General features: G+C 50.1%; 20 protein-coding genes. 10 read left to right on the top strand and 10 right to left on the bottom strand.

Features of this window, described 5'->3' with window-relative positions; translation table 11 throughout:
- Positions 1-11 precede the first annotated feature (11 nt).
- Positions 12-923 carry a ParA family protein gene (locus tag K3T83_RS18155; RefSeq protein WP_220204367.1) on the top strand — a complete coding sequence of 304 codons (912 nt, stop codon included), beginning with the start codon at positions 12-14 and terminating at the stop codon, positions 921-923.
- 31 nt (positions 924-954) lie between these two features.
- The gene (locus tag K3T83_RS18150) at positions 955-2,034 is read left to right on the top strand and encodes a ParB/RepB/Spo0J family partition protein (RefSeq protein ID WP_220204366.1); all 1,080 of its coding nucleotides are present in this window, start codon (positions 955-957) and stop codon (positions 2,032-2,034) included.
- 42 nt (positions 2,035-2,076) lie between these two features.
- Here K3T83_RS18150 and K3T83_RS18145 read toward each other — a convergent pair whose 3' ends face one another.
- From K3T83_RS18145 to K3T83_RS18120, 6 genes are all read right to left on the bottom strand, one after another.
- Entirely contained in the window at positions 2,077-3,006 is a 930-nt protein-coding gene (locus K3T83_RS18145) for a carbohydrate ABC transporter permease (protein ID WP_220204365.1), read from the bottom strand.
- A complete protein-coding gene (locus tag K3T83_RS18140; protein ID WP_220204364.1) occupies positions 3,003-3,917 on the bottom strand; it encodes a carbohydrate ABC transporter permease in 915 nt (304 codons plus the stop codon). Before K3T83_RS18140 ends, K3T83_RS18145 begins: the two co-directional genes overlap by 4 nt.
- Positions 3,918-3,930: 13 nt before the next feature.
- Complete coding sequence (locus K3T83_RS18135; RefSeq protein WP_220204363.1) at positions 3,931-5,322, bottom strand: ABC transporter substrate-binding protein; 1,392 nt, start codon at positions 5,320-5,322, stop codon at positions 3,931-3,933.
- Positions 5,323-5,643: 321 nt separating this feature from the next.
- Entirely contained in the window at positions 5,644-6,957 is a 1,314-nt protein-coding gene (locus tag K3T83_RS18130; protein ID WP_220204362.1) for a WD40 domain-containing protein, read from the bottom strand.
- Positions 6,954-7,580 (bottom strand): RNA polymerase sigma factor, encoded by a 627-nt coding sequence (locus K3T83_RS18125; protein ID WP_220204361.1) that lies wholly within the window; start codon positions 7,578-7,580, stop codon positions 6,954-6,956. The genes K3T83_RS18130 and K3T83_RS18125 overlap by 4 nt, the downstream gene beginning before the upstream one ends.
- A 102-nt stretch (positions 7,581-7,682) precedes the next feature.
- Entirely contained in the window at positions 7,683-9,425 is a 1,743-nt protein-coding gene (locus tag K3T83_RS18120) for a helix-turn-helix domain-containing protein (protein WP_220204360.1), read from the bottom strand.
- Between the two features lie 266 nt (positions 9,426-9,691).
- Between K3T83_RS18120 and K3T83_RS18115 the strand changes: the two genes are divergently transcribed.
- Positions 9,692-11,422, top strand: coding sequence for a DUF2690 domain-containing protein (locus K3T83_RS18115; protein WP_220204359.1), 1,731 nt, complete (start codon positions 9,692-9,694; stop codon positions 11,420-11,422).
- On the opposite strand, the gene K3T83_RS18110 is transcribed toward K3T83_RS18115, so the two are convergent.
- Positions 11,419-12,342 carry a LysR family transcriptional regulator gene (locus K3T83_RS18110; protein WP_220204358.1) on the bottom strand — a complete coding sequence of 308 codons (924 nt, stop codon included), beginning with the start codon at positions 12,340-12,342 and terminating at the stop codon, positions 11,419-11,421. The genes K3T83_RS18115 and K3T83_RS18110 overlap by 4 nt on opposite strands.
- Positions 12,343-12,654: 312 nt before the next feature.
- Here K3T83_RS18110 and K3T83_RS18105 point away from each other — a divergent pair, with 312 nt between their 5' ends.
- From K3T83_RS18105 to K3T83_RS18080, 6 genes are all read left to right on the top strand, one after another.
- Positions 12,655-13,140, top strand: coding sequence for a DinB family protein (locus K3T83_RS18105; RefSeq protein WP_220204357.1), 486 nt, complete (start codon positions 12,655-12,657; stop codon positions 13,138-13,140).
- A 145-nt stretch (positions 13,141-13,285) separates the two neighbouring features.
- The gene (locus tag K3T83_RS18100; RefSeq protein ID WP_220204356.1) at positions 13,286-14,134 is read left to right on the top strand and encodes a class I SAM-dependent methyltransferase; all 849 of its coding nucleotides are present in this window, start codon (positions 13,286-13,288) and stop codon (positions 14,132-14,134) included.
- A gap of 240 nt (positions 14,135-14,374) precedes the next feature.
- Positions 14,375-15,709 (top strand): NACHT domain-containing protein, encoded by a 1,335-nt coding sequence (locus K3T83_RS18095; protein ID WP_220204355.1) that lies wholly within the window; start codon positions 14,375-14,377, stop codon positions 15,707-15,709.
- Positions 15,710-15,721: 12 nt separating this feature from the next.
- Positions 15,722-18,409, top strand: a complete 2,688-nt coding sequence (locus tag K3T83_RS18090) for a tetratricopeptide repeat protein (RefSeq protein ID WP_220204354.1) — start codon at positions 15,722-15,724, stop codon at positions 18,407-18,409.
- 138 nt (positions 18,410-18,547) lie between these two features.
- Positions 18,548-20,167 carry a radical SAM/SPASM domain-containing protein gene (locus tag K3T83_RS18085; RefSeq protein WP_220204353.1) on the top strand — a complete coding sequence of 540 codons (1,620 nt, stop codon included), beginning with the start codon at positions 18,548-18,550 and terminating at the stop codon, positions 20,165-20,167.
- A 60-nt stretch (positions 20,168-20,227) separates the two neighbouring features.
- Positions 20,228-21,649, top strand: a complete 1,422-nt coding sequence (locus tag K3T83_RS18080; protein ID WP_220204352.1) for a toll/interleukin-1 receptor domain-containing protein — start codon at positions 20,228-20,230, stop codon at positions 21,647-21,649.
- Positions 21,650-21,713: 64 nt separating this feature from the next.
- Here K3T83_RS18080 and K3T83_RS18075 read toward each other — a convergent pair whose 3' ends face one another.
- The 3 genes from K3T83_RS18075 to K3T83_RS18065 form a co-directional block, all read right to left on the bottom strand.
- Positions 21,714-22,160 carry a MaoC/PaaZ C-terminal domain-containing protein gene (locus K3T83_RS18075; RefSeq protein WP_220204351.1) on the bottom strand — a complete coding sequence of 149 codons (447 nt, stop codon included), beginning with the start codon at positions 22,158-22,160 and terminating at the stop codon, positions 21,714-21,716.
- Positions 22,161-22,178: 18 nt separating this feature from the next.
- Entirely contained in the window at positions 22,179-22,631 is a 453-nt protein-coding gene (locus K3T83_RS18070) for an FAS1-like dehydratase domain-containing protein (protein WP_220204350.1), read from the bottom strand.
- Positions 22,632-22,715: 84 nt separating this feature from the next.
- Positions 22,716-22,955 (bottom strand): hypothetical protein, encoded by a 240-nt coding sequence (locus K3T83_RS18065; RefSeq protein ID WP_220204349.1) that lies wholly within the window; start codon positions 22,953-22,955, stop codon positions 22,716-22,718.
- Positions 22,956-23,349: 394 nt separating this feature from the next.
- Between K3T83_RS18065 and K3T83_RS18060 the strand changes: the two genes are divergently transcribed.
- Positions 23,350-25,092, top strand: a complete 1,743-nt coding sequence (locus K3T83_RS18060; RefSeq protein ID WP_220204348.1) for an AMP-binding protein — start codon at positions 23,350-23,352, stop codon at positions 25,090-25,092.
- The last annotated feature ends 62 nt before the right edge of the window (positions 25,093-25,154 follow it).

The following is a 25,154-nucleotide window of genomic DNA, read 5'->3' as shown; positions in this document are numbered from 1 at the left end:
GAGATCCGAGTATGAGCCAGAAAAAAGAACCTATCATCCTCGCCGCCGTGAACGAGAAAGGCGGCGTCACAAAAACGACTTCGACAGCCAATCTTGCTGTTATGCTTGCCCGGTTGGGCTTCCGCGTGCTGGCAATCGATGGCGATCCCCAGGGACATCTAACCTTTACCTTTGGCTATGAGCGCAACATGCTGGAGCATACGCTCTACGATGTGCTGCTGGGCAGTAAACCACTCAAGGATGTGATCTTACCAACGTTTGTCGATCCGAAAAGCCTGGCGTTTTTCGACCCTGATCTCACCGAAGAAACCGATCAGCCCATCTCTGGCCCCGATCTTATCCCAATCAATATGAAGGCGAGTGCTGCTGACGGTGAGCTACGAGGCAAACTGACCTGGCCCACCCTACTCAAAAAAGCGCTCAAACCGGTGCAAGCCAACTACGATTACATTCTCATTGACACCAATCCATCGCTCGGTGTCCTGACCGTGAATGCGCTCTGCGCCGCACAAGCCATTATTATTCCCCTCATTCCCGAAGTGCTATCCGTTCAGGGATTGGGCGACCTCTTACAGGTAATACAACAGGCGCGCGACGATGCATTGAACCCGACGCTGAAGGTAGCCGGAGTGGTCTTTACCAAAGTGCAACGTTATAAAGGACATCAAGATATTATTGATACGTTACGCGGCGACCTTGCCAAAGAACTGAATATCTCCTGCTTCCAGACCGAATTGAAACAGAGCGCCACCTTTACCCGCGCCGCCAATCAGCGCTCGGTCGTCGTGCTGAGCGATCCCTATAGCGAACATGCCAAAGACTACTGGCGGCTGCTAGCAGAAATCCTGGCGGTTATCAAAGGCCCGGCCTATGAAGCAGTACAGCGCGTCGTCCAGGCCATAGCAGCAGACGAGCATAAGTAGGTTTGGATCGTCCATAGATCAGGAGAAATGCGTGGCAAAACAAGTAAAAAAATCAATGCTCGATGTTGGCTATCTCAGAACAGCCACATCGAAAACATTGGCGTCCAGTATCTTCACATCTCCCGTGAACGAAGAGCAGCAGCGACTCATTCATGAAAAGCAGCCCGAACAGATCGACATTGATCTTTTACACGATAATCCCTATCAGCCTCGACAAACGCTGGATGAAACGAATCTGCAACAACTGGCGGACACGATAGCCAGTCAGGGCTTTCAGGGCGTTCTCGTAGCGCGTCCACATCCTCAGACGGATGGAGCCTATCAGATTACGGCAGGCCACCGACGCCGGGCCGCCGCGAAAAGAGCTGGCATGCACACGCTGCCCGTCATTGTGCATTCCTGGTCCGATCAGGAGATGGCGACTCTGGCCGCCACAGAAAACATTCAGCGCGAAGATCTCTCTCCACTGGAAGAGGGCAAACTGTTTCAATTGATGATCGACGAAATGAACCTGACGCAGGTGGAAGTCGCCAATGCCATCAAAAAAGATCGCGGCTACGTCAGAAATCGCCTGCGCCTCGCCTCCGCTCCTCCCGACATTCAAGCCTTTATCACTGCCAAACCAAACAGCATGCGAGCAGTGATCTATCTGCTGGATATCGATGATCCGGCAGAGCGCGCCCCGATCATCGAACGTTTGCTGCAACGTACATTGACCACCGAAGATCTTCCCGGCTATGTTGACGAGATCAAACGCCAGAAAACCGAACAGCACACTCCGCCTGCAACAATTGTTGAACCAGCAGAACGAACGCCGCCAGCAGCACAATCAGTAGCAGAAACTCACGGGATTCAGGTACTAAAAGAAGTCAGCCCACAACCCATCTCTCAACCTGCACCGCCACCACAACCAGAGAAAATCATCGAAACCAGAACGCGCCCATCAACACAAATGAAAGCAAGGCAAACAAGGCTCCGCGCCATCTACAGACAACTGCTCGACTATCGACAACTGCTCACTGAGCAAGAGGAGCAACCAACCCAGGTCGAACGCACAATATTGCGGCAGATCGATGATGTTATGCAACAGATAATGAAAGATACAGAATAATTTGTAGGGGCATGTAAATCATGCCCCTACAAATTGGTTTTCTTATCCCTTCACGGAGCCAGCAAGCATTCCACGCACAAAGTAGCGTTGGAGGGAGAAGAAGATCACCAGCGGCAGGGCCATCGAGATGAAAGCGGCTGAGGTCAACACCTGATAGTTGGTGCCGTAGGAGTTGACCAGGTTGGCAATTGTAACAGTAATTGGCGCAATCTGTGGACTGCCACCCAGGAAGATCAGAGCAACCAGCAGATCATTCCAGACCCACATAAACTGGAAGATGACCAGCGAGGCCAGCGAAGGCACCGAGAGCGGCAACAGAATATTGAAGAACACCCGCATATGCGATGCCCCATCGATATGTGCCGACTCGAATAGGTCTTTGGGAAGCGCACCAAAGAAATTGCGCAGCAGATAAACCGCAAAAGGCAGACCATAGGCCGTATGCGCCAGCCAGATCGCCACATAGCTGCCCGTCAGCCCAACGCTGGTAAAGATGTTGAGTATTGGGATCAGCGTCGTTTGCACCGGTATCACCAGCAACGCGACAATCAGGATGAACAGCCAGTTGCGTCCGGGAAACTCCATCCAGGCGAAGGCATAGGCAGCAAAGGCCGCTACCAGCACTGGTAGGATGGTTCCCGGTATCGCAATGATCAGGCTATTGAGAAACGCCTGCCCCAACCCCTGCGCCTGCAAAACCTGTTGATAGTTCTCTAGAGTAAAGTTCCAGGGCGGCACTAGCCCGGCCCACCAGCCAGTACTCTTGATCAGATCGGCCGGTCGCAACGAGCTAATAAACAACCCGAACGTGGGAATGGACCAGAGAAAAGCGATGAACAGAACAATTGCTGTCACGAAACCACCGCTAATGACGCTTACCAGACTTTCATGCAAGGGCTGCTTCTTCTCAGCAGGAAGCCCCCGCGATGCTGCGCTTGACCGGGCATTGGTGTTCGCGGGTACAGTACTCATCGTTGGGCCTCCTGCGTGCGGAATCGACGCACATTAATCACCATAACAGGGATAATGACGATCAGTAGTAGAACGGTCAGAGCGTTTGCCACGCCAAAGTTGTTAAAGCTGAAGAACTGCTGGTAGTATTCAACGGCAATGACGTTGGTGCGATAATTGCCACCAGTCATGACATATACCACGTCGAAGATCTTCAAGATATTAATCACCATCGTTGTTGCAACCACTGCAATAGTTGAGCTAACCATCGGCACCGTGACCTGGAAAAAGATGGTGATCTCGCCTGCTCCATCCATACGAGCGGCTTCGAGAATTTCTGCCGGGATACTTTTCAGCGAGGCTGACAGGATGACCATGCAAAAGCCGGTCCACATCCAGACGTAGACGATAATCAGAGCAATGGTATTCCATCTGGTATCGATCAGCCACGCCACTGGCTGACCATGCAGAACACTGAGCAAGGCATTGAGCAGTCCGATCTGTGTCTGACCAGCGGGCGCATACTCGTACACAAAGCGCCAGATCACGCCTGCGCCGACGAAAGAGATTGCCATTGGCACAAAGATGGCCGCTTTAATCGCGCTCTCGATCCGCACCCGATCAACCAGAACCGCGATAATCAGTCCAAGCGAGACGGTAAGCGTGGTTCCCAGCACGAGCCAGATAATGTTGTTTTTCAGCACATCGAGCATGGCCGCGTTGGTAAAGATGCGACGGTAGTTATCAACAGCCACAAAGCGCTCGGAATCGGCGTTGAAAAAACTGAGCCAGATGGTATCCAGCATAGGATAGAGCAGAAAGATCGTAACAAAGAGGATGGCAGGCGTGATCCAGAACCACGCCGTCCAGACTGATGCTCGCCCGTTCCCAGAACGAGCAAGCAACGAACGGTTTGTTAGCGCCTTTGCCATACAATTGTCCCTCTTATGATGTATATGCTGACTGTGCAGTCGATTCGATGCCGCTCAAGATCGAATCCAGTTGCTTCTGATCGCTAATGAAGGCCAGTGTGCCCTTCCAGAATGCTTGTTGCACCTGGGATGGCATCATATCGCCAGCGCCAAAGCGGAAGATGGAGGCATCGGTGAGCATCTTGGCCGAATCCTGCGCAACTGGATTGGGGTAGGCTGTCAGATCAACCTGTTTGTTGACCGAGGTAAAGCCGCCGCGTTTCACCCAGATCGTCTGCGCCTCTGCTGTCGCCAGGTATTTGATGAACTGGCTGACCGCGCCATTGTCCTTCATCGCCGTCACCAGATCAGCACCACCAGTGATGGCTCCCTGATATTGCGGATTGATCGTTGGGAAGGGGAAGAAGTTGAAATCCGTCCCCGGTTTGGCGTTTTTATATTGTCCAGTAATAAATCCGGCGGTGAAATCACCCAGATAATACATATAGGCGGTCGGTGGATTGGCAAAGGGCGCATAGCTCGCTGGCTCGTAATTGGTCGCGAGAATCGATTGGGGCGCACCGTTGATATAGTGCTTGCCACCGACGATCTGACCAAACGTTTGAAATGCCTTCTTAATGCTATCGTGCGTCCAGGGGATCTTATGGGCTACCCACTGATCGTAGAGATCGGGACCAGACTGTTCCAGATAGATCTGAGCAACCCAGTCGCTAGCAGGCCAGCCACTGGCTGCCGCGCTCTCAACCCCCATTGACCAGGGATATTTACCTTTGCTGGCGATGCTATCGGACAGTTTGATCAGGTCGTCCCAGGCTTTAGGCGTCTCAGCATTGATGGCCTTAAACTGTGCTGGGCTATACCAGACCGTCCCTTTGTTGGCAACTTTATAGGAGAGGGCATAGAGCTTGCCATCAAGGGAGCCAAGATCGAGCCAGGAGCTGGCATAGTCGGACTTCATCTGACCCATATCCAACCAGCTATCCAGCGGCTTGAGCTTATTCTGGCTGGCAAACTGCTTGACCTTGCCAGGATTTGGCAAAATGGCGATATCCGGCGGATTATTGCCGCGCAAACGTGTGGTCAGAACGGCATCGAGGTCACGTGTGGATTCGATATTGACGGTGATCTTTGTCTTTTCCGTAAAAGGTGCTACGACCGCTTTAAAGGATGCCTGCTCGTCTGAACCCCAGACATTTAATACATCAATAGTGGTTGGCGTCGAGGAGGTGCCGCCGCTGCTCCCTGTGCTGCCACCGCAGGCTGCCAGCAATGCTCCCGCTGCACTGGCCGTTAAACCTGCTGACATGGCACGCTGAAGAAATACACGGCGGCTCAGCCCTTTATGACTATACTCTTCTACCAGTTGATCCAGGTTTTGACGCTGCCGACGATCAAAAAGGTTCATGGGAAATCCTCCTTTGGTCCCTCAAATTGCTGTAGCGACTGGTTGCTACGTTTCCTGGTGGCAACGACAACCGCAAGGGATTGTCGCTACCACCGCTCAATAAAATCAGAGAAAATATGCCTGCTGTGATGATCGCTGCTCATAGTCTAACTAACGCACTTATTCCGGGAAACGCCTTTAAGAGGGCTGCATGGGGGCTTTTTGTAGTCTCGTAATGTCCCCCGTAGCGACAATCCCTTGCGGTTGTCGCGGGCAAGGCGCATCATAGGGGCAACCCGCGACAACCGCAAGGGATTGTCGCTACGGGGGAACCGCCTGCAATTATATCGCTGCTTCCCAGATTTGCGTGGTGCGATCCCAGCCGCCGGAGGCGATATAGCGCCCATCATGCGACCACACGACTGCTTCCACGTTCTCGTTATGGCCTTTGTAGGTGTAGAGAGTCTGATCGGTCTGGACATTCCAGAGTTGGACTGTATGATCCCAACTGCTCGACGCTATGTATTTCCCATCTGGCGACCACGACACGTCCGAGACATCAAAGCTATGCCCTTTATAGGTCTGCACGGTTTTGCCCGTCGCAGCATTCCAGACCTGCACCGTCTTATCGCGTCCACCCGAGGCGATATAGCGGCCATCTGGCGACCAGGAGACAGTGTTGACCACATCAGTATGGCCGCGATACGTGCGTAGAATCAGGCCCGTTGTAGCATCGACGATGTTGACCTTAGAATCGCGATCAGCAATAGCGATAAAGCGGCTATCTGGCGACCACGCGACGGCATTGATAAATTCGTTGGAAGGCTGCTTCTTATCGTTTCCATATGTCACCACTCGCTGACCGGTCTGCGCATTCCAGATCTGCACCGTATGATCCCAGCTTCCCGATGCTATATACTTTCCATCCGGCGACCATGCCACCGTAGAAACAACGTCATGGTGCTGTTTATAGGTAATGAGTAACTGTCCAGTCTGCGCATTCCAGATCTGTACCGTATGATCCCAGCTTCCCGATGCTATATACTTTCCATCCGGCGACCACGCGACGGCATCTACGATATCGCTATGCCCCGTATAGGTCAGGCGGCGAGTCTTCGTTTTGGCATCCCAGATCTGTACTGTGCGATCCCAGCTTGCCGAGACGACATAGCGATCATCTGGCGACCAATCCACTGCGTCCACGATATCGTGCTGGCCCGTATAGGAAAGCAGCGTCGTGCCAAGGGGATGCGCGAGGCTCGTGAATACATAGCGCGCCCCAAAGAGGACGGCCAGGGCGAGGATCAGGCTGGCAACCAGCGTCGCAGGTAACGTTTTCTCTATAATGCGCACGAAAGAAGATGTACGTTGACGACGGGCAGGAGATGGCGCCCTGCTCGGCTGCGGTTTTCTGGTCGAACGCTCTTCACGCTCGGCAGAAACAAGGATCGGCGAGAGGCGCGGCAACGGCTTTACTGCTGGTGGCGGCAGCGCCCGCAACCGGGCATCGAGATGCTGATAGTCCGCCTGCGCCCGTCTGCAAGCCTGGCACGATTGCACATGGGCGTCAAGGGCTGTGCGCTCTTCCAGCGTAAGATCTTCATATCTAAGCGCCAGTTTCTCAGCCCAGGCAAGACAGGGAGAGAGTGGATTCATCGCTTCTTCCCCCTTCCTCTAGCCCCGGCGCTTTGTCCGATCGCCAGTTGATGATAGATCTGCCGTAACTCTTCTTTTCCTCGACTGACATATTTACTCACGGAAGCTTCCTTTATTTTGAGAAGATGAGCGATTTCGCGCTGAGACAGTTCCTCGATTACATAAAGAATGAGGCATGGTCGGTACGTTGGTGAAACCCGTGCGAGGGCGAGCTTGAGCAGCTCGCTCTCTTCCACCTGCGCCTCCGGCCCCTCAGCAATCAGTTCCTCCGCTCCTCCTCTATAGATATCCCAGGAAATCAAGCGCAGACGCTTCCCGCGCTGTTGATAGGTATTTGTGTAGTTGGTGGCAATTCGATAAAGCCAGCCAACAAACTTTTCTGGTTGACGCAGTCCCGGCAATGCCTCCCACGCTTTAGCAAATACATCTTGCGCCAATTCACAGCCCACACCATCATCGCCAACCATGCGAATGACATAACGGCAGATACGGTCATTGTATCGCTCATAAAGTGCTTCAAAAGCCGCTTGATTCCCTCCCTGCGCCCGTACGACCAGCCCACACTCTTCAGGGCTACTTTCTATATATGTTGTAGGGGTTGTTTCCCTTCCCCAATACGGCATGGGCGAACCGCCTCTCAGATAAAATAGCAGCGGGTTCAGGAGTCTTTCCTGCATCTGCTACAACAATGATAGCTGATGAATACCTGTTGCACCACCATCTGCTCAGGAGGGAGGGCCGGTCAGCAGATGAGGTCGCCTCTTCTGAGCAGTGACAGGTGCCACCAGACGATGCTCGCATGCTTGATATGCCCGCATCAACACGGCAGGAATATGCTCCTGTGCTGAGAATAGCTGCCTCTCCTCATGTAGCGCACCACCGGGCCACCCACTGTGTTTATTGGCTTGACGTACTGCCTGCTCAACTTGCTGGAGACACCAGGCCGCTTGCTCAGCGTGTCCACGCTCCTGTAAGAAGGCAGCGAAATTCAATACAACTTGCAACGTTGCACTGGAAATGCTGAGGGCAAAAGCCATGCTCAGCGCCTCCTGAATATTGTGCTGTTCTATCGTTAAAGCATGGCTATCCATGCCATACATCTCCACATAGCGAACAAAATAGGCAACCATACGCTTGCGCGCAGAAGTGACGTTGTACTGCTGAATGCGCGCATAATCTGCAATAGTCGAATGCAGAGCATAGCGGCCCGAACCGATCATTTCCAGCAATCCAGCATCTACCAGCGCATCCAGCGCCTCAATCGTCATCGCGCTGACAGCCAGTGCTGCCTCTTCTGAAAAACCGTTGCACGTACATGGGAATACTGATAGTTGCGAGAGCATATATCGGGCGCGTTCGTCAAGATACTGATAACTGGTTGCAATAGCTATCTCCATTGAAATAAACGAATGTTCTGGTTTTCCTTCTTGATGTTCCAGGTGCAGACGCTCTTCAGCAGAATTGAGCCGTTCCAGCGCCGCCTGCAACCGCCGCTGCTGACCGCCATAGCTATGATCACGACAGTATTTGCCAATAATAGTGATCCCTAATGGCAGCCCGCCAACGGCTCTCACTAATCTGCGCGCAGCAGGCTCATCTTGCGTAATAAGCGCCGGGACAAAACGCTCCAGCAATTGCAGACCTTCTTCTTCGCCCCATACGCCGACATGGAGCGCATTGGCATTGGCGAAATGAAGCGCGACGGTTGGTAAGCGGGTCGTCAACAGATACGAGCAGTTTGGGCCGCCAACATTGAAGGCGAATGCGCTCTCAGTTGTCCACGCATCATCGATAACGATCAACATCTGGCGCATCCCTATGGCAGAGCGAAGACTGTGTATCCACATCTCAATGGTGGTGAGACGCTGCATCTCAGCAGTTGATAGATCCAGAAGATTGCCCCAACGTTCCAGGTGTGTCAGCACGTTCGCCTCTGGTCCCGGTGTTGCCCAGAGAATTCCATCGCAGAAACGCCGCTGCATCACACTATCATAGGCCAGTTCTGCGGCGAGTGCGGTTTTTCCGACACCTGGCAACCCATACAGCGCCATCTGCACGCGCCCTTTTCCACAAAGCAGCTCTTTCAGTTGTTGCAGCATGGCATCACGAGCCACCAGCCCATCCGTTTCAACATGTGGTGAAGGGATCAGCGGATCAAAAACTGGCTCTGCATGATGTTCATCTGGATGGATCGATAGCGGTTGTATGGAGGAGAGAACAGAAGAAGACATTGTATCTTCCTGCAAAAGGCCCAGTTCATGGGGTCGCATCTCAAAGAGGAGACACAAGCGCTGAAGAAAATAAGCACTGGGGAAAGAGGCTCCACGCTCCCAGCGTCCAATTGTTTTGGGATCGGCAATCCCAATCTGCTCGGCAACATAGCCCCGCGACCAACCACGTTGTTGCCGCTCTTGCTTCAATATATTATTGGGTTGTATCCTGCCACACCCCTTTGCCTCTCGTATCATCGTACCTGCTCCTGATCTTTCCCCGTACATTTTTCAGCCTTTGACTGGAAACCTGCTGAAGAGTCCATTTCTCCAAACAGAGGAGATTCCCCTTTATCTATATGACAAAAGATGCGACCAAAACCTGACAGAAACAGAGACAAATTTTTGCCTTTTGCTTCTAAAGGGTACATACAGGCTGGAAAACTTGCGAGCAAACGCCCTACATGTTACATTTGTCTATGTATCCTCTATTTTTCTCAGTTCACGACGAGGCATTATTTCCTATGCGCATGCTAGAGTTACCAGAACATGTAAAACGTCTTCTCTTTTTAGGCACCATAATATTGGGAGTGATTCTGGTGATCGTGCTGGGTATGAACGCTCTGATCGACGCTCAACAGCCGTCGAAGCAACATGCAGCATCTTCATCCACAACGCCTATGCCAACAAAAAAGGTCTCTCCCTTGCTTTTTGGCACCAATCTAGATTTCTCAAAAAACGATCAGCTCCAGATCAGCCAGTCTTCATCCACACAGCAACTCTTGCACACTCTTCACGTACAAATTGTACGTATATCGCTCACTGAACGACCTTCGCAGCAAGAAATTACACAGCAAGCACAATATATTCAGAAGATCGGCGCAATTCCCCTGGTCAGCCTGCATTCAACATTGTCTTCGCAAGCGCTGGCCGATGATACTCTGGCGATACAAACGATCTCGAACGTCTTCCCCGGCCAGACAGTGTATTATGAATATGGCGATGAAGATGATGTGCTCGGTGTGACAGCCGACCAGTATACACAATCATGGAACCAGATCGTACCAAAACTCAAGCAACTGGCCCCCCAGGCGCAATTTGTTGGGCCAGCGACATATCAATATGATGACGATTATTTGCAACAGTTTTTGCAGCATGCACAGCCATTGCCCGACGAGATAAGCTGGCACGAATTTACGTGTGATGCGTCATGGAGTCAGCAGCAATGTCTGGCGGGCATTCACACCTGGGATCAGCACATCACCGCCGCGCGTCTGCTGATGAAGCAATTTATACCCAGTTCGCGCCCCGTGATGATTACCGCCTGGAACTATGCAGCAAATGCAACACCAACCGATGGTAAGAGTACAGATAAGAACTTCGTTGCAACCTGGACGCAAAACGCATTGCAAACACTGGCGACAAATGAGGTCTTTGCCTCCATGCAGTACTCAGGCATCAACGCTCCGGTTCCTCTCATCAGCCCGACCAATACGCTTACAACACAGGGGCAGACGTTCCGCAATCTCTTTGAGAAGTTTATTACACAACCATTGCCAGCCCCACCAGATCAGTCAACACCCTCGTCCACGCCAACGCTCACAGCCAGCAGCACGGCGTCAACTACTACTAATACCCCTGTTGTGCCGCCCACTGGCACTCAGGATGGCACCATTGGTTCTTCACCAACAGGTGCTTCAGTTCCTATACCAACCCCGACATCACCTTCGGATTCCGCAACCGTCCCAACCCCAACGACGGCTGCATCAACGGGATCTGTACCCACTACCGCCGCGCCTACACCAACGGCTGCATCCAAACCTGCGCCTACTCCGACGCCCACGCCCGCTTCGGCCTCTCACGCTGTTGATGGCAAGAATCCCACATCCTATACCGTTAGTGGCAAGACATGCGCGGCAACCCTTTCCAATTCGACGCCAAAGTCTGTGAGTTTTAACGGCGTCACCGGAACCCTGTACTTTCAATTCAGCATCACATGCCACGCGGCATGGGCTAAAATTGTGTTCAGTAAAGCGGTTGCTGCCAATGCGCTTGGTAATGCAAAGATTGTGCGTAATGGTGACGGCAAAGCCTATACCTGCGACTCGGGAGGAAATCTGGCGGTTGCGCCTGGTCAAACATCCTGCTATACCGGCATGGTATACGATGGACCCGATGCAACGGCCTCAGCTTATGGCTGGTACAAATCTGCCAGTGGTAGTTCATCCTGGTCAAGCCAGCTCGGTCCTTTTTAGGCTGAGGCAATCTGAACTTCATGTGTGAGAATCTCACGCGTGAGGTTCAGAAAGGCTTGTAGCGAAGGAGAGAGCCACTTGTCTTTGTGCCAGATGATTTGCGTCACGATCCCCTCCGCAAAGTGTGCTTCTGACGACCGTTGCCAGGGCAGCGCCACCAACTTTCCCTGCGCGATCTCTTTCTCCACCACAATTGACGGCAATACTGCAATGCCCAATCCCACCATCACGCACTGTTTAATCGCCTCGACGCTGGCAAATTCGAGGACCGAATTGGCATGCACCCCCTCGGCAGCCAGGGCGCGATAGAAGATATTGCGATAACTACAACCGGCCTCGGTCAACAACAACTGCTGCCCATCGAGATCCAACGGTCCAACTTCGGGCAAGCAGGCCAGCGGCGAGTCAGGAGCAGCAATAATGAGCAGTGGTTCCGGGATCAGTCGGTCGACGGAGACGGTCGTCGAGAGCAGCGGCTCATCCAGCACAAACGCCACATCAACGGCCCCCTCCTGCACACGCTGAAACAGTTCTTTAGAGGAATAGTGGCGAAATTGTAGCTGCACGAGGGGAAATAGCTCACGAAATCGCTTGAGCAGAGCGGGCAAGCGATAGGTCCAGAGCGTTTCCGGCGCGCTCATTGTGAGCATGCCTCGGGGACCATCGCCGTCCATAATCGCGGTCCGCGCCTCCTCAGCCAGATTGAGCAACTTCTCGGCATAATGCAAAAGTTGCTGTCCCGCTTCAGTCAGGACAACGCGCTTACCGAGACGATCAAAGAGCCTCACGCCAAGTTCTTCTTCCAAAAGCTGTATTTGCGTACTGACACTTGATTGCACATAATTGAGCTGCGTGGCAGCACGATGGAAGCTGAGAGTCTGGGCGACGGCACGAAAAGTAGTGAGCTGACGCAAATCCATGTTCTTTCCTCTTGATTGATCGATTTTAGCGATTGTTTCTATCACTTTTATTCGCTTGACTGCATCATAACAGACAGATAGAATAAAGACAAGCGAAAGCAAAAAGGCATATAAAAGATTAATTGGCGCATCCGTCAAATGAGACGGGAAGGACCACCCAGATATGGCAGGGGCGACGGCTTGTCCTCGCCCAGTCTTACAATACATATATTTGGTGCAATACGGGCGAGGACAAGCCGTCGCCCCTGCCATATCTGGGCATTGTACATTGTTGAAATCATTATTTCATTTTATGAAGAAGGGACATTTCTAATGATCACGGCCCGTTCTGCGTTGATTACCACATTAGAACAGACTCATCCCACACTTGTTCGCCTGACAGCTGCATTAAACGATGAGGCGCTGGATTATCGGCAGGATGCAGATGAGTGGACGATTCGCGAAATTCTGGCCCACCTAGTTGATGACGAGATGTTTATTATGCGCACGAGGTTGGAGCGCATCATCAAAGAAGACGTGCCTTCGCTCGGCTCCCATGACGAGAAATACTGGTATAGTCAGCGCAACAAGGGACGAGATCGGGTGAGCGAGCTGCTGCACGATTTCGCCATCCAACGTGCGGCCAGCCTGAACATCCTGACCTTCTTACGCGATAGTGAGTGGGCACGAAAAGCGTATCATCCCGAATATGATCACTTCACAGCCGAAGAGTGGGTAGGACACTGGGTAGAACACGACACGGTCCATATTGCTCAAATCAAGCGCAACATAGCAAGCTGGCAAGCGACATTAGCGTAATACCGCTCTCTTGCTTCTCAGCAGGCTGGTAGTGAAAATTGGTAAGAAACAGTCCAGGTACTAGCACATCAGCACAGAAAAGTATATGCTTGCAAAAGATGTCACCGATCGATTGGCATATAGAGATTTAAGCTGAGGATACGTGATGAGTACCAACGAAAATAGCTATATTCTGCCCACAGAAAGCGCAGCTGAGATGGCGCGACTGATCAATCTGGATCAGGCAGTGACCGCAGCAATGGGAGGATTGTTTCCTACCAATTTAGATTTGACCGGTGTACGTAGCGTTCTCGATGTTGCCTGTGGTCCTGGAGGGTGGACGCGCGAGGTGGCATCACAATTCCCAGACGTTGAAGTTACAGGCATCGATATTAGTAAAACAATGGTTGACTACGCCAATGCCTATGTAAAAGTGCAAAAGCTAGACAATATCCATTTCTCCGTCATGGATGCGACAAAGACGCTCGAGTTCCCCGATGCTAGATTTGACCTCGTAAATGCCCGCTTCATGGCAGGCTTTCTCCACAAAGAATGGTGGCCGCAGATCATCAAAGAGTTTGCACGCGTCACACGTCCGGGCGGTTTTATCGTGCTGACCGAATGTGATACGTGGGGTAACACCAATAGTGAACATTTCGAAATCGATAAAGTTCGATCCCTCAAGGCAATAGCAAAGGCTGGCCTTTCACAGCATCCTCTTGGCCTGAATCTGGGGGCAACAACTATGCTGGCGCAACACCTGCGCGGTGCAGGATGTCGCGATATTCAGCAGCAACCGCACCTGCTCGATTATTCGGTGGGCACCTCTGGTTATCCCGCGATGCTTGAAAACTTTCGCGTCAGCATGATTCTGGCCCAACCATTCTATCGCAAAGTGCTGCAAACCAGTCAGGAAGAGCTGGACGCGGATTACAACGCAACCATGGCGGAGCTGATGCAGCCGAACTTCCGCGCCCACTGGCAATTTTTAACGGCGTGGGGCGTGAAAAGCTAATGCTATAAGATAGGGCCAGGAAATAGAGCCACTATAGATAAAAATAAATCTTACTCTTGTAAGATGCAAACACTGCTTCAAAAGATACTACTTGTATAGACGATAAAGGCTTATTTGTTGTAAAATACAATTATCATTGGGCAGTGAAGGCTAATTCTGCGAATTTTCCACGATAAAAAGCTAAAGGCAAAATATTTATATAGTACACTCGCACAGAAATAGAATATTTGCATGGAGAAGATGATGAGTGTTTTCGTCGATCGAGATCGTGAGATGCAATTAATCGATGACTCGTTCCGCACGTTGTTAGACAAGCATAGGTTGCTTCGCAATCCTATTCTTGAATTTTATGGGGTAAGTGGAATTGGCAAAACGCTATTGCTGGAACAGATCAAAGAACGCTGCCATGACACGATGCTTCCATATATCTGGGTGAGTCTCGCAGGCAAGGAAAGTACATTTCTTCAGAAAGAAGTAGTTAACCAGGTTAACAATTATTTACGGAAAAGTGGTCTACAACTTGAGCAATCCGCAGTCGGCGCGATCAAAGTTTTACTTAAGCAAGGGCCGGTCGTTATGTTATTGGACGCAGTAGACGAAACAGGCAACGATCAGGTAGAGGAGATAGAAGCATTGCTGCGAGACTTAATCGACGACGAGAAGCTATTTGTGGTGCTGGCAAGTAAGAAGATGATCGAGTTCGAGAATGAGCGCTCTGTGGCCAGGAAGTTGCAATGGCATAATTTAAGAGCGCTGGATCGTTCGAGTTGTGAAGAATATCTGGACAAATGGGAACAGGACATCAACGAGCCAGAGAAACAGATCGATTCTGATCTGCGCTCCATCATATTTCGCTGGACGCAGGGATATCCACTGGCAATGAACATCATGGTGGAGGCCATCAACGATGGGAATGATCCACGTACTGAAGCAGGAAAACAGCGGATAGTTGCACGATTAAAAGAGCGGATCATCGATCAGGAAATTTTGAAAGGGGCAGAAGGTGACTGGAAGGAAAGATGTTTCACGCTTCTGCGCCTGCTCTCTGTTCCCCGTCGTTCTAACACAATGCTCATGGAAGAGCTTATAACGCACTTCGCACCTGAATATCATCGTAAAAGCAGTCTTGCCTATTTTAGTTTGCCCACAGAACTTCACGAAACAACGCATGTTTTCTCGTGGAATCTGGAACGTTTCGGATTTGCAGTAGAAACGCCGGTGCGCCACCTCTTTCTCCTGCTCTACCAGCAAGTGCGCCCACAGGAATATTTTGCTGTCCATAACTTTCTGGCCGACCTCAATCATCAACTGGCTCAGGAAGCGACGGGGCAGGATCGTGTTCGTTATGCACGTGAATATTTATATCATCTCGCAAGCAATCCGTCTATAGAGCATCATGAACAAAAAGTGATGGAAGCGCTAGCAAGTATCCTCAAAGAGCAGCCAGAGTTTCTCCAGCCGTTCTTTGAAGAGTTTGCGCAAGATCAGGAACTCAAAGAAGAACTGGGTCAGTATTTGCCACAGATTGAACAGGCTATACAGGAACGCGCCGCTCAAATTAAAGGAGATGTATAGGGGACAAAGGGAATGGAAACACAAGAAAAAAAGAGCCATTTTATTGGCCGCGAGCAGGAGATACAACAATTTACAACATGGCTACACCAGCCTGACGCTCCCTGGATTCTCTATTTCCACGATAAAACGGAGGAGCCAGAGAAAAAGGGAGGCATAGGAAAAACCTGGCTATTACGAGAATGCGCGAAAGAGGCACGCCAGCACCCGGATATTGGCGTCTTAATGGTCGATTTCTTCAGCGTAGACGATAGAGATCGGCTGTTCCTGGCAGATAAGATTGTAGGAGCGTTCCATAATTTGTGTCCGAGGTGGGAGTATCCAGCATTTGCTAAGATTCGCGAGCAATATAACTCTAAGAAAATGGAAAGCGCAAATGTCGGAAGTGTGAGCGATGTTGCTGAAGATGAAACAACTTTCACAGCGATTGCGGCAGCACTGGTTGAAGATATTCAGCGGCTCGAACCGATCTTAGCAGAGGAGCAAAAAACGCTACTGATCATTTTTGATACATTTGAAGTGATTGAGGATAATCCTATTATAGCGGTTTTGCGCAGTTCCCAAACGTTTCCTGATACCTATAGCTCCTCCCACATGAAAGTCCTGATGGCTGGTCGCAACAGGCTGAACTGGAACCATCCCAACTGGCTAGGCCGGCAGGCGGAGGTGCAGAGCGTTACGCTCTATCCATTCAACGTACAAGAAATGCTGGACTATATTGACGCGGAAGCGATCTATAGTCTACCGCCGCAAGATGAGCAACAGATTGCGGCATTATATAAGCGAACCGAAGGTCGTCCGATTATGATTGGATTGGTGGTGGATGTGTTGAATAATCGTATACAATCTCTTGATGAGCTTATGGTAATAGCGGAGCAGCATTTTGAGGAACACCTGATACCGCAGATCAATAAATTAGAAAACCCAATCAATTGGGTTATCCTCTTTATGGCTCACGCCTATCATCATTTTAATCTCACATTATTAGAACAAATTTTAGATCAGGTGCCACAATTGGGACCGATACACCGGACCAGTCGGGAAGAGATTGCCATGAAACTGCCGCAACTCTCTTTTGTGCGTCAGGCAAGTACAGGCGATAGCTTTGTTTTACACGACGAGATGAGGCGGCTGGTCGTCAAATATTGTTGGGAAGGGTTAGACCCTGACAAACGCCTGCGCAAAGACATCAGCCGTAGCATCATCAAATACTACAGCCAGTCCTCATCGACTGAACCAAAGAACGAAGCGTGGCAACAACTCTGTAACCTTGTCGTACTCCATCATAGTCTTTTCATCAATCTAGAAGAAGGACTCGAATATTTTCGGGGTCGTTTTCAGATCGCGAGAAGGCTCAGAAAAAGAGTACTTGCTCGTCTGCTCTTCCAGGAAGTTCAGAGCTTCACATCTTCAATGCCTCTGGCTCAACGCAACGAAACGCGTCTGGCTGAAGCACAATTGTTACTCCTGGAAGATGTACCCGATGAGGCACTCTATGTTTTAGAGCAACTCACCAAAGAACATGATCAACAGTGGTATGAAGAAAATTATTACGAGATACTCAACCAACAGGGACGATGTTATTACAGGAAAAATATCTGGGGTGAGGCAGAAAGCCATCTTAAAGAATGCCTGAATATTATCACTGAGCGCAGTGATAAAAAAGATTTTCAGGATCTTCGTGCTGGATTATTAAACATGCTCGGCTATATCGAGCGGCGACGTGGTCATTTTGATGAGGCATTGGATTATTATCAACAAAGCGCAGACCTTTTTAAAACGCCCAAGACTATGCATAATTATGCCGAGACGCTCAATAATATGAGCTTTGTTTATCGTTATCAAGGAAAGTTCGATGAGGCGCTGCTGCATTGTAAAATCGCATGGCGCATTCGCTGGCAGTTATTCCAGAAAGATGAAATAAGCGAAATCGAGATTGGGCGTAGTTTAAGTACGCTTGGCGCTATCTATCTCTCTGCGAATAACATTACTGAAGCGGAAAACCGCTTTAAGGCTGCATATGAGGTTTACTTACGCACAGACTCAAAAAGAGACATTGCAGCAGTCAGTCATCGTCTGGGGCAAGTACAATTCGAGAGAAAGAATTTCGCCGAAGCTCTTACCTGGTTTGAGCAAGCTCAAAGAATCGCAGTCGAATCAAATGTAGAATTTTATATTACGAGTCTTATCTGGCAAGGGCGGGTGTATAGAGAACAACAGGAACTAGAGGTAGCACAATCCTTCTTTGAACGGGCTATAGAGCGTGCGCGGCGCGTTGCAGATAACTATCAACTGGTAGAAGCCTCGATCTATCTGGCCGAATGTCTGGCAACTCAGGACAAAACAGATGAGTATCACCAGACAGTATTAGAGGCCGAACGGAACGCTAACGAACGAAACTACTATGATTTGCTAGCACGCATGGAATTTATGCAAGGTGATCTGCTATATCATGAGAGAGACTTGAGGAGGGCATTTCAACATTTTGTTGCTTACTGCCGTTATATGGCACTTTATAATCATGGAGAATATAACGATGCAGTTCAACAGCTGGTCGATGCGCTTATAGGAGTAACCAACCAGGAAGAGGCAAGACGTGTTCTGTATGATATCACGGACTATTGGAAAGGACACAACCTCGACAAAGAGTATCCCGAACTGCTGACCGCCTGTGATGAAGTCAAGGAGCTTTTTTTGCAATGAAAGATTCAGAGAACAGGATAGCCTCCAATTCCTTCACATGGTGCATGACTTTATTCTAGCCTGCTCGTATAGCGTCTCGTAGTGCCTTTGCTTACTGCACAATCAAGTAAACAATATCATTCAACGGGGAAATATACGATGCATATCTGGCTTGATCCTGCTCTTTACCAACAATCGGGGATCTTCCCTCATATTTTTTCGACAGGTGACAGATGTGTTGGAGAAAACTCTCGTTATGAGAACTTTCTCGACACATCTGCTTATTATGCAAATGATTGTGATGATTGTAGCGATTGCGCTTCGCCGTATCAGCAGTGCATTGTTGCTCCCCTTCCTCTACAAGACCGCATGTTATCTCTCTGGAACCACAGGCTTTGGTGCTCCCAGAATCTCTATCTTGCACAGTTGGATGCTACACACTGGCTGGCCTGCAACCCCATCGATCAGGGCAACATCATTGTGCTGGACGAAGAGGCCCGCTCTTTGCTAGAACTATTTCGCAGCAAACATAGTTTGAAGGAGTTGGTGAAACAATGGGCCGGTAATCCTGAATATGATCTTGACCAGCCATCAGCACTACAAAAGGCTCGAATCGTTACCCTCTTCGTTACGCTAGGACTTATCATTGATCAAGATAAAAAAGTTGATATTCTGGTTCTGCCTTCCGCCCCATCAAAAACGCTTTCGGCCTGGTTGCATGTGACCAATACTTGCAATATGGGCTGCTCCTATTGTTATATCGCGAAAAGCACAGAACATATGGCAACTGACATTGGAGAGCGCGCTGTCGATGCTGTGATTCGCTCCGCTCTGCATGCTCACTATCAACAAATACATTTGAAGTATGCAGGTGGTGAGGCTCTCCTGCGTCTCCCTCAAGTGCTAGCACTTCACGATTATGCATTACGGCAGGCAGAACAACATGGTCTGCGGTTGTCCGCTACCTTGCTCAGTAATGGTGCAGCCTTGTTGCCCAGAAGCATTCAGCAGCTCAAACAGCGCAACATCGGAGTGACGATCTCGCTTGATGGCATCGGCGAGGATCACGACAAACAGCGCCCGCTCGTGAACGGAATGGGATCGTTTCGCCTGGTGGACCGCGCTATTACACGCTTGCTAGAACATGACCTGATGCCAAATATCAATGTGACGGTCTCGCAACGCAATCTCGCTGGTCTCCCTAAACTCGTTGATTATTTACTTGAGCGCGACCTGCCATTTTCGTTTAGTTATTATAGGGAGAATGATTGTTCTGCATCGTTGACAGATCTGCAATTCTCCGAAAAACAGATGATACATGGGATGAAAGCGGCGTTTGCAATCATTGAAAGACACTTGCCAGCGAGACGTATCTATAGCGCACTTATCGATAAAGCTAGTTTTGACGCTCCTCATCACCATACATGTAATGTAGGAGAGAGTTATCTGGTGATCGACCAGCATGGTGGCGTCGCGAAGTGTCAGACGGAGATTGCACACACAATTACAACAATCGATGCCGATGATCCGTTGCAGGACATACGTAGGCAGCGAGAAGGGATACAGGTATTGGATGTCGATGAAAAAGAAGGTTGCCGCACATGCAACTGGCGCTACTGGTGCGCTGGTGGCTGTGCAGCCGTAACATATAGACTTACCGGACGCAACGATATCCGTTCCCCTAATTGTGGTATCTACAAGGCTTTATTTCCTGAAGCCCTACGATTGGAGGCACTAAGGCTCCTGCAATATGCGCCTTCGCTCACATTCCATTCATAGTTCTACCGTCATCACATCGTACCATCTACATCTGGATATCCTGGAAAGTGTAGTTCTGGCATGAAAGGAAGCGAACGATTTACTATACACGATATAAGTAAATGGCTGGAGATGCGAAGGCGTCATAATCAGCAAACCATTCTATTACTAGGATCTCATGCTGGTGCCTTATATCGCAGTTTACCTCTTTATAATTACTGTCAGCAATATACCACCCATAATTTACAAACCCACTCTCTGGCCTGGAGCTTCCGTGAATGTCACGAGGTACTGATGCGTAACCAGCTAGGCGAAAGAGAAATGCATGCAACTTTACACGATATCTTTAAGGGTGTAAAAAACTTACCAGAGCTACATGATGGAGATGGCTACTTCGCGGAAATTGTAAAAAGAGGGTATTTTAGAGAGATCATATCAACAAATATAGATGATCTGGTTGAGAAAGCGTTGCATCACGCAGGCTTGATCGAAGAAAAAGATTTTGAGGTAGTTATAGCTGGAAAACGGCCTTCGCCACAACAAAGTCAACGTTACAAAGCGTCGCAAGCAGCTAATGGACCCTCAACAGAGGGAAACCAATATCCACCTCAGCAAAGAGAGCTACCTTATAGGCTCACAAAAGTATTCGGAGACTGGCTATCACGTGAATATACAATTTACAACCGCCACTCCTACATTTTAAACAACGACAAGCTCAATCAGTATCTACACACTCTATTACATGGTGACGTACTGGCAGTCGGCATTGATCATCTCTGGGATAGTGCGATGCTGCCTCTTTTGCTCGCTTCGCCCGCAACTTTATGGCTGGTGAGTGAAGATGAAAAGAGTATCGATGATCAGCAGATAGCATCCATTCTCCATCAAAAGAAGGAAAAAGCTGTCTCCATTGTCGGAGAAAACTATGGGCACGAGGATTTCTGGCGTATCCTCTATCACCACCTGAACAGGAAACATACCCAGGGAGTAGAATATCAAAGGCCGATGCCATTCGACAAACAGGAGCAGAAACAGGAGAAGAAAAAAGCAATTCGAGTTTTCTATGTGTACTGCGATGAAGATTTGCCTGTGATGGAAAAGCTCTGGAGACAACTAAAAGTATTACGGGCGGATAACTTAATTGAGGAATGGCACAGGGGAATGCTTCGACCAGGCGAACATCGACAGCTCACCCAGGAACGCTATTTGAGTGGTTCGCAGTTAATTTTTGTAGGATTTAGCAGCAGCTTCCTGGATTCGGAGTATCATGAGCAGGCATTACAGGCACTCAAACTGAGTTCAGGGGGAGCGGTGACGCTGGTGCCACTGTTACTGCGTCCCATAGGGAACTGGAAGCACACACCCTTTGGCGAGATTACGCCATTACCCTCAGGAGGCAAGACATTGAGCAGAATGTCCTCAACAGAGCTTGAGGAGGAATTGAGCAAGATAGCAGAAGCTATTCGTGGCCTGGTTATTAATTTATTAGAGATACAAAACTGATATACAGGCATTGTAGCGGAGCCATTTATGCTTGAGGCTCCGCATGATAATAGATGAGATAGAGCTAGCTTTTATGTGGCAGCGCGGCGACAAAGGTTCCGGCGACTTTAACATCACCATTTTGATCGACCGCCTGGACCTTACCAGCGATGCGTGCCTCGCCATCAGCCTCATATTTTTCCGTCACGGTTCCTGCACAGGTAATGACATCATCGAGGTGCGTCATTCCCTTGAACCGAACGCCGAACTTGCGTAGCGCTTCAGGACCGACATAATCGCTCACCAACTGGCCCACAAAACCCATAATGAGCATGCCGTGCGCGATAATGCCGCCAGTGCCGATCTCCTCGCCGACTTTAGGATCGGTATGCAGCGGATTGAAGTCGCCCGAAGCCCCGGCATAACGTACCAACCGTAAATGGGTCATCGGCTCCTTGACCAGTTGCGGTAACGCATCGCCAACCTGGACATCCTCAAAATAGAGCTTTTTCGACTCTGCCTGCGTCGTCATAACAACCCTCCTTCTATGCTATTCCTGTACAACCAGGGTCGTTCTAGCACTCAAGACGTGCTGCTGATCCTGGTTGGTATACCGCGTCTCAGTCGTCAAGACATCCATTGATGATCCATCACGCATCTTGCGGCTTCTTCCGCTAATAATCGTTGTTACGCCAGTCAGGATATCGCCGGGATAGATCGGTGCGATATATTCATACTCTTCTTCAGCGTGCAAAATGCGCATCACGTTAATACCTGCATCTGTCAGATGGCGATGCTGATCAACGTTGCCCCAGAAGTTAAAGATCGTCGGGGCAGTTGGATAAAGTGGCACATCTTTATAGCCAGCTGCCAGTGCAGCCTCACGGCTATGATAAACAGGATTGTTGTCTCCTATCGCCAGGGCAAGCTCATGAATCTTTGCCCGCTCAACTTCGATAATGAATGGAGGAAAGCTCTGGCCTATTTTACTTGTATCCAACATATTTATGTATACTGCTCCTTCACAAATATGAAAATATGTTAAGTGTACTTTATAAAAATAGTATCCGACGTGGCGCTCACATTGTCAAGCGAGCAGGCCAGTCAGCCAGGGCTTTTCAGTTCTCCGCTCAAAGGGGGGCAGGGGTCTCCCTGCCGGGGTCTGGGGTGTCCCCAGTTTCCTTCCCTCCTTCGCGCGCCGCCTGCGGCGGCGCGCAAAAGAGAAGAAAAAAGGTTTTTGCGGGGACACCCCGCACCCTGGCAAAGGGCTGCCGCCCTCTGCACTCCTGCTAGATGGGAGAATTGGAAAGCCCTGGCCAGTCAGCACAGCAATTCCTTTTTGTCACATCGGTATACTATTTTCAGTGAAATAAACATGAACAAAATAATCTCACCGCCGTAGCGGAGCGATTTTTCGCGTAATCCTGCCTACGCGCGATTAAATCTCTCTGCTACGAAAGCATACATTTTTGCCGCTATAACGCTATTTTTTCTATAGAATAAAACGATCAAAAGCGAAAATAAGGTTATTATTTGCAAGATTATCGCATCTTTTTAACAATGTGTGTGCTTGACGGTCATTTTAATATGCAGTACTCTGCATACGAATCGCTGTACCGCCTACATTGTTCATAGAACTCTATATATAACACTGCCTGTTTGCTACAACGACCTGACAGTGAAAAGGGAAGTACCATCTGCAACTCGTGAGGAGAGCAACTATGAGCTGGAGCAACTCCGGCCTGTCTTACTGGCAGGCCGATCATGCAGGTGAACCCCTGCTGGAAACGACCGTCGGCGATCTCTTAGACCGCCGCGCTCAGGAACTACCTGAACACGAAGCCCTGGTCTATTCCTGTTACCCTGAGTTTGGTGGAGCGCTCGATATCCGCTGGACCTATAGAGAATATTGTGATCGAGCCGATGAAGTAGCGCGTGGCCTGATGGCGCTCGGATTGAAGAAGGGCGAGCATATCGCAGTCTGGGCAATCAACCTGCCGGAATGGACATTGCTTCAGATGGCAGCCGCAAAAGTCGGACTGGTGCTGGTCACAATCAATTCCAGTTATCGCCGGGCCGAGTTAGAGTACATTTTAAAGCAGAGTGATGTCGTCGCGCTCTTTTTTATGGCTCGGATGCACGACCAGAATTGTCTGGAAACGATCTCGTCGCTCGTCACCCCCGGATTATCTTATGGTGCGACCAGCAGCGAGTCCCTGCCAGCTCTACGCTATGTCTGTCTGCTGGGAACACCCCCTCCGGGCAAATCGGGCCATCTCGATGCCTGGCGACCGGCGCTCTTCCGTGAGATGCTAGCTGGAAGCATCTATACCAGACCAGAGGAATTACGCAAGCGACAGTCTGCGGTTCAACCATCTGATCCGATGCTGCTCCTATACACATCTGGAACGACTGGTTCTCCTAAAGGTGTTGTTCTCTCGCATTTTAGCTGTATCAATAACGCAATAGGCATTACGAACCGCAACAACACGCGCCCGGACGATCGCAATTGTTGTCCCATTCCCTTCTTCCATGCGGCTGGTTGCATGACCGTGCTGGAAACGCTCTATCAGGGAACGGCACTGCATCCTATGATTGCATTCGACCCCCAGAAGATGCTCCAGATCATCAGCAGCGAGCGCTGCACCACACTGGATGCAGTGCCAACTATGCTCATTGCGTTGCTACAACAGAGCGATTTTAGCAGCTACGACCTCTCCTCGCTACGTCTGGTAATCAGCGGAAGTGCCCCCGTTCCCGCCCAATTGATGGAGGAGGTCAAAGAGCGGATCGGAGCCGATATCGCGATTGTATTTGGTCAGACAGAGGCCAGTTCAGTGATTAGTCAGACAGTACCCAGCGACTCCTTCGAGATGAAGGCAACCACGGTGGGAACACCGCTGCCTCATGTCGAAGTGAAAATCGTTCAGCCAACGACCCGCGAGACGGTTCCCTGGGGAGAAAGCGGGGAATTGTGCTGTCGCGGCTATCTCGTTATGCAAGGCTATTACAAGATGCTTGATAGCACGCGTGAAACGATTGATCGAGAGGGCTGGCTGCATACGGGCGATCTGGCAACAATGGATCAGAATGGCTACATCCGCATTGTGGGCCGCTTGAAAGAGATGATCATCCGAGGGGGCGAGAATATCTATCCGCGCGAGATCGAGGAGTTGTTGCAGAGCCATCCAAAGGTGATGGCGGCACAGGTGATTGGCGTTCCCGATCAATTTTTCGGCGAGGAACTGGCAGCGCTGATCATTCCCCAAGCCAACGAGCAGATCGGAGAGGACGAGTTAAAAGAGTTTTGCAGAGAACGGATCAGCCATCAAAAGGTGCCGCGCTACATCCAGTTTGTAGCGAGCTATCCAATGACGGCCAGTGGCAAGGTGCAAAAATATCTCCTACGCCGGCAAGCGATGCAAGCGCTTGGATTGGAGGTGCTAGCGACCGCCTCCGCATAAACGAACAAATGATTCTCCCCATCCGTAGCGACAAGGAGCGGTGTGAGGGGTTGAGGGGGCCT

The organism is Reticulibacter mediterranei (assembly GCF_016587455.1).
The sequence above is the reverse complement of the archived record's forward strand: the minus strand, read 5'-3'. Positions and strand labels throughout refer to the sequence as shown.

Coding starts and splice junctions, on each gene's coding strand:
- K3T83_RS18155 (WP_220204367.1), top strand. CDS start 12: ATGAGCCAGAAAAAAGAACCTATCATCCTCGCCGCCGTGAACGAGAAA.
- K3T83_RS18145 (WP_220204365.1), bottom strand. CDS start 3,006: ATGAGTACTGTACCCGCGAACACCAATGCCCGGTCAAGCGCAGCATCG.
- K3T83_RS18140 (WP_220204364.1), bottom strand. CDS start 3,917: ATGGCAAAGGCGCTAACAAACCGTTCGTTGCTTGCTCGTTCTGGGAAC.
- K3T83_RS18135 (WP_220204363.1), bottom strand. CDS start 5,322: ATGAACCTTTTTGATCGTCGGCAGCGTCAAAACCTGGATCAACTGGTA.
- K3T83_RS18130 (WP_220204362.1), bottom strand. CDS start 6,957: ATGAATCCACTCTCTCCCTGTCTTGCCTGGGCTGAGAAACTGGCGCTT.
- K3T83_RS18125 (WP_220204361.1), bottom strand. CDS start 7,580: ATGCCGTATTGGGGAAGGGAAACAACCCCTACAACATATATAGAAAGT.
- K3T83_RS18120 (WP_220204360.1), bottom strand. CDS start 9,425: ATGATACGAGAGGCAAAGGGGTGTGGCAGGATACAACCCAATAATATA.
- K3T83_RS18115 (WP_220204359.1), top strand. CDS start 9,692: ATGCGCATGCTAGAGTTACCAGAACATGTAAAACGTCTTCTCTTTTTA.
- K3T83_RS18110 (WP_220204358.1), bottom strand. CDS start 12,342: ATGGATTTGCGTCAGCTCACTACTTTTCGTGCCGTCGCCCAGACTCTC.
- K3T83_RS18105 (WP_220204357.1), top strand. CDS start 12,655: ATGATCACGGCCCGTTCTGCGTTGATTACCACATTAGAACAGACTCAT.
- K3T83_RS18100 (WP_220204356.1), top strand. CDS start 13,286: ATGAGTACCAACGAAAATAGCTATATTCTGCCCACAGAAAGCGCAGCT.
- K3T83_RS18095 (WP_220204355.1), top strand. CDS start 14,375: ATGATGAGTGTTTTCGTCGATCGAGATCGTGAGATGCAATTAATCGAT.
- K3T83_RS18090 (WP_220204354.1), top strand. CDS start 15,722: ATGGAAACACAAGAAAAAAAGAGCCATTTTATTGGCCGCGAGCAGGAG.
- K3T83_RS18085 (WP_220204353.1), top strand. CDS start 18,548: ATGCATATCTGGCTTGATCCTGCTCTTTACCAACAATCGGGGATCTTC.
- K3T83_RS18080 (WP_220204352.1), top strand. CDS start 20,228: ATGAAAGGAAGCGAACGATTTACTATACACGATATAAGTAAATGGCTG.
- K3T83_RS18075 (WP_220204351.1), bottom strand. CDS start 22,160: ATGACGACGCAGGCAGAGTCGAAAAAGCTCTATTTTGAGGATGTCCAG.
- K3T83_RS18070 (WP_220204350.1), bottom strand. CDS start 22,631: ATGTTGGATACAAGTAAAATAGGCCAGAGCTTTCCTCCATTCATTATC.
- K3T83_RS18060 (WP_220204348.1), top strand. CDS start 23,350: ATGAGCTGGAGCAACTCCGGCCTGTCTTACTGGCAGGCCGATCATGCA.